This window comes from Alteromonas sp. BMJM2, from assembly GCF_027257845.1.
GTDB lineage: Bacteria > Pseudomonadota > Gammaproteobacteria > Enterobacterales > Alteromonadaceae > Alteromonas.
Genome location: NZ_JAPVOT010000038.1, coordinates 1 through 8435 on the forward strand (window position 1 = coordinate 1; position 8435 = coordinate 8435).

The following is an 8435-nucleotide window of genomic DNA, read 5'->3' on the forward strand; positions in this document are numbered from 1 at the left end:
AATTTGGCTAAATCAACGCCAACGACTTTAATTAAGGACATATGGACTCTCCACTTTTGTTGAAACTTCGCACTTTCAATATGGCACATTGATGCCGAAAAGGTGGGGGAGTCCATATCATTCGTTAGGCTCGAAAATTTAACAATGGAGGTTATATGAATACTGATCGAATAAAATGGATGGCTGCACTACCTTATCTAATGGTTTTGGTAATTGTGCTTAATGGAGATGTTTTAGGAAACTACAGCATAAACATTTTTGGGCTCAAGCTTAGTTTCTTTACTTTTCTACCTTTCATTATTTATCATTTTGTAAATCGAAATCATGAAAATCAATTCATTTCAACGCACGTGAATAGAGCAATGAGTTACTTCATTAAGTACTTTATAATCTCAGTGCTGCTTAGCGTAACCTTAACTATTTTTGGTTTCGGTGTATTGACCTTTGATCCCATAGCAATATTCACATCTGGTATTCTAGGTTTAGTATTCTTACTTCCATTCGTACTTATTGTAGTCTGGGTAATCATAAAGTCTGTAGTTGGGAGTATAAGAGCTTTTAAATTGCAACTGCCAAATAAACAAATGTGGCATCAAGCCTAACAATACATTAAACAGAGATTATCAGCTCATGACATGCCACTTGCATTCGCAACTGCCACGCCATAACCTGCTAACTCCTTAACTGAGTGGTAGGTGTCATGGGTAGTTTAGCTGATTATTTTAATAGAAATCCTATCACTAGAAACATATTGATATTTAGTGGGCTATTCGTTTTGTTGATAGCAGTATTTTCTTTTAAAGGGTTTGAGCAGGTCAGGGTTTACGGAGAAATTTTATCAACGAATCAGAAAATTTATGGTGGAAGAAGCATTGGGGTCGAGGATAGGGCAAAAGCTTTATTGTCAAACGGAAACATTGTGACAGTTACATGCGATCAGCCTTGCCCTGTTGGTAAGAATATAGAGCTCGTTCAACATTTAACTGTATTCGGCAAAAAAGTGTATTCGTATGAGGGCTCCTAACAAAAAACTGAACGCACTCCCTTCGGTCGCTGGGACACATTCATGGCGCGCCTTCGGCATTATGCGCGCCATATATGCGCCCATTAGTTAGATGTTAATGTCTGCTTTAGAGAAATAGTTCAATCAAAATTAAAATATCAACTATGTCTGCAATTCGCTCATTGCCGTTAATCAATTAGCTAATATCTTATGTCTGCTTTACGTCAAACCCCGCCGAAAGGCCGAACCCAAAGTATGATAGTTTATTGTAAAGTATAATACTTTTTTGTTTAGTATGACACTTTATTGTCAACGCACACTTTATTGTCAACGCACACTTTAAGACTGTAATGAGTAATGAGGTTTATACACGTATACACAAGCTGTTTGATCAACAGGAGACGTCGAGTTGGTGCGCTAGGAATAGGGTTACTGATGACAACGCTCGTATATGGGAAGTATTTGTAGATAACTTTGGTAGATTGCCATATGGCTAGAACGCCAAAGCCCGCATTGAATTTTACCACAGTGTTGGACTTACATTACCCCCATATGGCACGCGGTAGGAGTTAATTTACTTATTGCGTCACCAACAATGGAGATATGAAGTATGCAGGAGCCGTATACGAGGCCCGTACGTAAGGTTCTGTGAGAGGGATGAGGCGGTGACGCCTCACCCTACTCGATGTTTGCATGCACCAGCTTACAACGCTACTGGCAAGTGGCCTGTTTTCACCCAAATCACGGTTTCTTCATCAACAAACGGATGATGCTGACTCATGTGCGGGTTTCGCATCCAGGTACCTGTGGGGTATTCACCCGCATCATCCTTAAATGTGCCAGATAACACAAATATCTCTTCGCCGCCAAAGTGCCTATGGGGTTTAAACACCTCTTTGGCTGGCCATTTAACCAATGCAACATGCTCGTGTTCGAAGTTGTGCAGAGGCATTACCTGCAAACCGCCCTGCCCCTGAAGCCAGGGCGTATTATGTGTATCTACTCTCACTTCTTGCAGATCGCGCTGGTCGAACTGGTTTAATTTTACCAGTATTACACACCCCTCTTTACTAAACGGGCTATGTTTACTGCCCGGTGGATTGCGTAAATAGGTACCCGCAGGATAATCGCCATTCTCATCAGAAAACACGCCTTCTAAAACAAAAATCTCTTCACCGAAGGGGTGACCGTGTTCACTAAAACTCGCGCCAGCTTCATACTTAACCACACTGGTAGTATGCCCCGACTCTTTCGCTTCTCGCTCTAGCGGTTTACGCCATACTGTACTCGATGGCGATGCCTGCCATTCCATCGGCTGAGTATTTATTACCAGCCGCTCATCAAAATTCATATTTAACATGCTACTTACCCTAGCTAACGTTTTAATTTGCCGCTTATAATTAGCGTTTATAGTTAGCGCTTATAGTTGGCGCTCATATTAAGCACTTAAAATTGGCGCTGCTACGTAACTCAATTATTTTGCGTCTGGTCGGCGCAATTCAAAGTAGTTACTTTCGCTAATAGAAAAGTAGTCGCCTGCACCGCCGCCGCGCATAACGGGTTCACCCTTCAACGTTTTGTAAACGCCATCTTCAATGAGTGAGGTGTCGATGTGTACACCAACCACTTCCCCCATAATAAACCAGCTGTTCACCAACTCGCCTTTTGCCGATTTTAATTGAGTAATGTCAGTAACCTTACACTCCATCGACACTAAGCTTTCTTTCACCCGTGGAACCGCAATAACCTGGCTGCTAGCGGTGCCTAACCCTGATGCTGAAAACTCGCTTTCCTCAGGAGACAACGGCCTGCTCGTTTCGTTCATGGCATCAACAAGATGCTTAGATACCAAGTTCCAACAAAACTCTCCCGTCTCTCTGGCGTTACTAAGTGAATCTTTATCGCCCACACTGGAAAAGCCAATAATAGGAGGCGTGTAATTCAAAGCGTTAAAAAAGCTGTAGGGCGCTAAATTAAGAACGCCTTCAGTAGATTGTGTGGAAATCCAACCAATAGGACGAGGTGCAATAATGGCATTAAACGGATCGTGGGCTAAGCCATGTCCGTCTTTCGGCTGATAAAAATGTGTTGAAGACAAAACCATTCCTTCACAAATATTGTTAGTTTATTTATTGTAAACACAGGGGCTTACCCTAAACAGAAAAATCGTGACCAGTAAATCGACCAAACTTCGCTAGCGTTATTAATACATTTGCTACCAGTGATAATACGCGCGTTTTACTTATCCGATCGTTTTGGTCGTTTGTTTCATTCACTGACAATAAGGTAGTACATGAATCCTCGCAATGTTGCATTTTCTCGAACTCGTTTAACCGAACTCATGGTGCCCTCCTACGCTAATTTTGGCGGTAAAGTGCATGGCGGTATTATTTTATCGCTAATGGATAAGGTGGCTTATGCATGTGCGAGTAAACACGCCGGTGCGTATTGCGTTACCGTTACCGTAGATGGCGTAGAATTTTTACAGCCCGTTGAAGTAGGTGATTTACTGCATCTAGATGCCACGGTACATTTTGTTGGCAATACATCCCTTGTAGTAGGTATTAAAGTAACCACTGAAAATATTAAAACGAACAACGTTAAACACACCAATAATAGCTTTTTCACTATGGTGGCAAAAGACGATAGCGGCTCACCCGTGCAAGTGCCAGAATTAGAACTTTCCAACCATAAAGAAATGCGCAATTTCGTTACGGCAATTAGACGCAGCAAAATACGTAAAGAAGCACAGATAAAACTTCAGCGTGATTATGACGCATTTATTCCTGAAGAAGATTTTGCGCTAGTAGACAAGCACCGAGCCAATATCACGTTTGACAAAGACGGTTAAACTTGCAGGATTTGGTATTAAAAAACCTCGCTGCACTTTAGAGCACAGCGAGGCTTTTTTAAAACAAAGTATCAGGTAGTGTTAGCCAATACTAAAAGCTATACGACACTTTACCGTACACATAGCGCCCAGTGAAACCGTATGGCGAAAAGCTTGAGTACGGGAATATGTTCGAGAACGTGGTTACTTCATCTACAAGATCTCGCGTTGCTTCTGGGTACACATCAAAGAGGTTGTTTGCACCTACCGACACAGCCAGTTGGTCGGTAATCGCAACGCGTACATCAAGATCTGTAATCCACTCAGACGGTATTATCTCATTTCGTGCTTCAACCGATGACGGGTCTTCAACCTCACCGTAGCGAGTTGTTCGCAGCGTGGTTGAATAGATATCGTAAGACCAGGTAACGCCTAGGTTAACTTTGCTATCTGGAGCGCTTGTCTCGAATCGGCGTAACTCTACATCTGAGAATAAATTACCTTGATCAAAGCCTGCCCCTTGAAGCACTGCTGGTGCGTCCAAAATATCTGTGACTTCGTTGTCGTTAAAGTTAACGCCAGCATTAAAATTAAATGCACCAAAATCTGAGGTATTCAGCGTGTAGGTGGAAACAATGTCTACACCCTGGGTTCTGGAATTAATGGCATTTAAGAAGAATCGTGCGCGGGTTGCACCAGTACCTTCAAGCAGGCTTTCAATAGCTTGGCCTGAAAGGTTGTTCGACAACACAATGCGATCATCAATATCAATGCGGTAGAAATCTACCGTTAAATTAAAGTCGGCAGTGGGTGAATAGGTAAAACCGGCACTGTAGTTATTTGACTCTTCGGCGTCGAGGCCTGGACTACCTAGCGCTTGTGCCACATCACTCGAAGGAGCGAATGTGCCCGTTTCAGTAGGCTCTCCGTCAACAAATGTGGTAGCCACAGAGGTAAAGTACTGCTGCTGCAATGAGGGGGCTCGAAAACCGGTTGATATCGATGCGCGAAGTGCAAAAGCATCGCTTAGCGTGTATCTCTGCGACACCTTCCAGTTAAACGTACTGCCAAAATCAGAGTAATCTTCGAAACGACCAGCAACAGCAACATTCCAGTTTTCAATGACATCAGCTTCTACATCTACATAAATGCTGTAGTTATTTCGGCTGTTGTCACCGGCAGAGGCTGGAGTGAAACCAGGAAATACCTGAGAGCCAGCAGCACCGAAAGGCCCGTCAACTGGGTCGGTCACTGCACCACCAGGCCCAAATGTGCCTCGAATGTACGAGTTTTCTTCCCCCGCAGTAATGTCATAGCTCTCGTGGCGATATTCCGCGCCCATCGCAAAATTCATTTCGCTGTAGAATACGCCAGTATCTACAAGTCGAGACGCGTCGGCATTGAATATAGTGGTATTGTATTCCAGTGTGCCTGCGTTGAAGTCTGTCTGACTGGTGGCGCCTAACGAGGTGTTTAGGCTATTTACTACGCTGTATTCCAATTCGTTGCTGCCGTGAGTTAAAGACAGGTCGTAATTCCATACATCACCATACCCTTTTATGCCGGTGATAAGTGACATGTCAGAGATATCTGTTTGGATAGACGGTAAAAAGCCATTGGGATAAATATCTACAATGTTTCGGCTGTCCTTTGCGCGACGATAAAAGCCGCCACCTAAGGAATCACGACTACTTAGCCCAGCAGTAGCATAAAACTCAATGTCATCGGTAAGACCCTTACCAGCGTTTACAAATAAGGCATAGTCTTCAACTTCGCCATTGCCATACACGTGATTGTAGCGATTAACGGTTAACTCTCTTTCATCGATGTTACCGTTGGCATCTCGAGCATAGTTTTCTCTCTGGTCGAAATCGGCTCGATTTGCCTGCCCGCGATCGCGATATTCCGCCGATACGTTAACAAATCCATCATCGCCCCATTCAAAACCAACGTTGCCGCGCAGGGTAAAAGTTTGACCGTCGGTTAGCTCTCTATCAGAGCCTGTATTGAATGCTAGGTCGCCTTGAGCATTGGTAGTGACACCGTTTAGATTTGGCACGCCGTCCATTGTGGTTACGTTTGCACCATAGGTTGCGGAAATATCGCCGCCTTCACTCGCATCTTTTAGCACAATGTTGATAACACCCGCTATGGCGTCTGAACCATACTGCGCTGCTGCGCCGTCGCGTAATACTTCAATACGTTTAATCGCGTTTGCTGGAATAGCGTTCAAATCGACAGCAGAAGAGCCACGACCGACTGAGCCATTTAAGTTTAACAGCGCAGAGGTATGGCGGCGTTTACCGTTTACTAATACCAATGTGTGATCGGGTGCTAGGCCGCGAAGTTGCGCTGGGCGCACATGGTCGGTGCCATCTGTGATAGAAGGCTGAGGAAAGTTAAAACTCGGCAGCAGCGAGTTTAAGATCATGTTGGTTTCGGTTAACCCGGTGGCCTCTATCGATGATGCATCAATAATATCAATAGGCACTGGCGAGTCGTTAATAGTGCGCCCTACTCGGCGAGAGCCCACAATTTGTATTTGCTCTACTTCTTGTTCGAAGCTGGCTTGCTCTGAGTCTTGTTGCTGTGCATGCAATGGAGAGGAAACGGCAAGCCCTGCCATCGCACTTGCAATGATCGATAGCTTGAAAACCATAGCGCTATGTTTTGTCTGTTGCATTGTGATATTCCTGAGTTTGAGAACGTATTGAAAATGTGTATAAGTGCACAAGTATTCAACGACAGAACACAGAGATGCCTGTGTCGTTGAAGGTACAAACGAATTAAAGGGTGATTACTTTCTCTAAACCAAAACAAATGAAATTTGTTAGAAAAAGCGTTTTTTATTATTAGAAGAATATTAATACACGACGTTTTAGATGCTGCTACGTCGCTCACGTCGCGAAGTAAAACACAGAGGGTAGAAGAGATTCAATACTAAAGTAGTAATAACATATGATAAAAGTGAGAGTAAAACGACAGTTAAATGAGAATTACATGAGAGACATAAGAATTACATAAGAGTAGATTCATCACACCGTAACACCACATATGTGAATCACTCTACTCTCATTCATACAAGCATGAACCCTAGATCGAAGTCAGCTTAGTTTTCGGCGAATCAAAAATACGACGCACAGACCAAATAAAGCAAAAGTTGCTGGCGCATTCGCCCCTATTATTCTGCCATCAGGCAATTTTACTATGTAGCCAATATCTGCAAATGCAGCAAGTGTAGTGTTACTAATAGTGGTAGGGCTATCGAGGAACCCTGTTAGCAAGTCGAACCTTCCGCCGGCCCATGCTTCATCCCAGTGCCCGTTCGCAGTCCCAGGCCCACCATCAAGCTCAATAGGAACAAATGACGCATTGGCATCGAACTCTTCTTGGTACATGGCTAGTGCAAATTCACCCAGATACTCACCAGAATCTAATACATAGAGATCATCAAAAAAGCCCCATATGGTACCAAACCCAATAACATGAGCCATTTCATGCACTATTACATCAAGCAGCGTGCCTCTGTTTTCAAGAACGCCTAAGTCGGCGGTATCAAACTCCATAATACCTTGGGTAACGTAAACGCCTCCGTCGTAGAACGAGCCTCTCGTTGGCCCTGCTTGGCCTAAAACATTGCCAGGGCCATCGATGGCTGGCGCAGATGCAGCTATTTCCATATTTACATCAATGTTTTGCTGTGTGCCTATTAATGTAGAGTCCCAAAAGTCGACAGCGGTTTGAAACAACGCAGCTTGAGAGGGCGATAATCCCGCGCCGCCTGTAATGTTAATGTTGATTATGCCAGCATGTGACTTTGCAGAAGGTAGTAGAACAACTAATACAGCTAAAATTTGGAATAGGTGCTTCATAGTGATGCCCAAAAAAGCCAGGTGTGAAATAAAATTATGCAATAGGCTAGCCAATAAAAAAGGGGTTATTAATCAAAGCTAAGGATTGAAGTGAAATAAAAAATGTAAAAAAAGCCGACACCATTTCAAATTACTTGTAATAAATATGAACATGAAACTTCAATGGCTCTATTAATATGAACCACTTTCAGACTTCAATCTTACAAAGCTCTATATGATACAAAAACCACCTCACATGATGCGAAACCACGTGTAAGAATTTGTGGTAACAGAAAGGTAATACAAACGTCACGCTGCTGTCTTATTAGAAAGACACAGTGACAGCATATTCAGAAGTTTAAGAGCCTAAAAGTTAAAGAGCTCAGTAGTTAAAGAGAATCTCACATGACCGAAACACAATCTTCCGTACATCTTTCGTGCGTCATCGAAGCCATTGCCCTTGCCAAACATAAGCAGTGCGCTACACGCGACGAACTCAAAGCACTTTTAGCACAAAAGGGCTATCACGATGAGGTGACTTCCCAAACCGTTCAGGAGATTAATCCTCAGCTGTTGGTTGTGTCTTAACGAACATTCTTACCTATTCTCTTTGGTGATTTAGACACATCGAGTAGGGTGAGGCGTCACCGCCTCATCCCTCTCACAGAACCGTACGTACGGGCCTCGTATACGGCTCCTGCATACTTCATATCGCCATTGTTGGTGACGCAATAAGTAAATTAACTCCTAC

General features: G+C 43.5%; 8 protein-coding genes. 4 read left to right on the plus strand and 4 right to left on the minus strand.

Translation table 11 applies throughout. The annotated features are described in order from the left end of the window. Positions 1–155: 155 nt before the first annotated feature. Together O9X84_RS19230 and O9X84_RS19235 are read left to right on the plus strand one after the other, a co-directional pair. On the plus strand, positions 156–602 hold the full coding sequence (locus tag O9X84_RS19230; protein WP_269521271.1) for a hypothetical protein: 447 nt from the start codon (positions 156–158) through the stop codon (positions 600–602). A 98-nt stretch (positions 603–700) separates the two neighbouring features. Further along, positions 701–1024, plus strand: a complete 324-nt coding sequence (locus O9X84_RS19235) for a hypothetical protein (protein ID WP_269521272.1) — start codon at positions 701–703, stop codon at positions 1022–1024. A 682-nt stretch (positions 1025–1706) separates the two neighbouring features. On the opposite strand, the gene O9X84_RS19240 is transcribed toward O9X84_RS19235, so the two are convergent. Together O9X84_RS19240 and O9X84_RS19245 are read right to left on the minus strand one after the other, a co-directional pair. Further along, a complete protein-coding gene (locus tag O9X84_RS19240; RefSeq protein WP_269521273.1) occupies positions 1707–2363 on the minus strand; it encodes a cupin domain-containing protein in 657 nt (218 codons plus the stop codon). A 114-nt stretch (positions 2364–2477) separates the two neighbouring features. Next, positions 2478–3101, minus strand: a complete 624-nt coding sequence (locus O9X84_RS19245) for a flavin reductase family protein (protein WP_269521274.1) — start codon at positions 3099–3101, stop codon at positions 2478–2480. 195 nt (positions 3102–3296) lie between these two features. On the opposite strand from O9X84_RS19245, the gene O9X84_RS19250 reads away from it, so the two are divergent. Further along, a complete protein-coding gene (locus O9X84_RS19250; protein WP_269521275.1) occupies positions 3297–3854 on the plus strand; it encodes an acyl-CoA thioesterase in 558 nt (185 codons plus the stop codon). A gap of 91 nt (positions 3855–3945) precedes the next feature. On the opposite strand, the gene O9X84_RS19255 is transcribed toward O9X84_RS19250, so the two are convergent. After that, positions 3946–6516, minus strand: a complete 2571-nt coding sequence (locus O9X84_RS19255) for a TonB-dependent receptor plug domain-containing protein (protein ID WP_269521276.1) — start codon at positions 6514–6516, stop codon at positions 3946–3948. A 421-nt stretch (positions 6517–6937) separates the two neighbouring features. Further along, positions 6938–7705: a leishmanolysin-related zinc metalloendopeptidase gene (locus O9X84_RS19260; RefSeq protein ID WP_269521277.1), complete on the minus strand. Its 768-nt coding sequence runs from the start codon at positions 7703–7705 to the stop codon at positions 6938–6940. Positions 7706–8089: 384 nt separating this feature from the next. Between O9X84_RS19260 and O9X84_RS19265 the strand changes: the two genes are divergently transcribed. Next, the gene (locus tag O9X84_RS19265) at positions 8090–8272 is read left to right on the plus strand and encodes a hypothetical protein (protein ID WP_269521278.1); all 183 of its coding nucleotides are present in this window, start codon (positions 8090–8092) and stop codon (positions 8270–8272) included. The last annotated feature ends 163 nt before the right edge of the window (positions 8273–8435 follow it).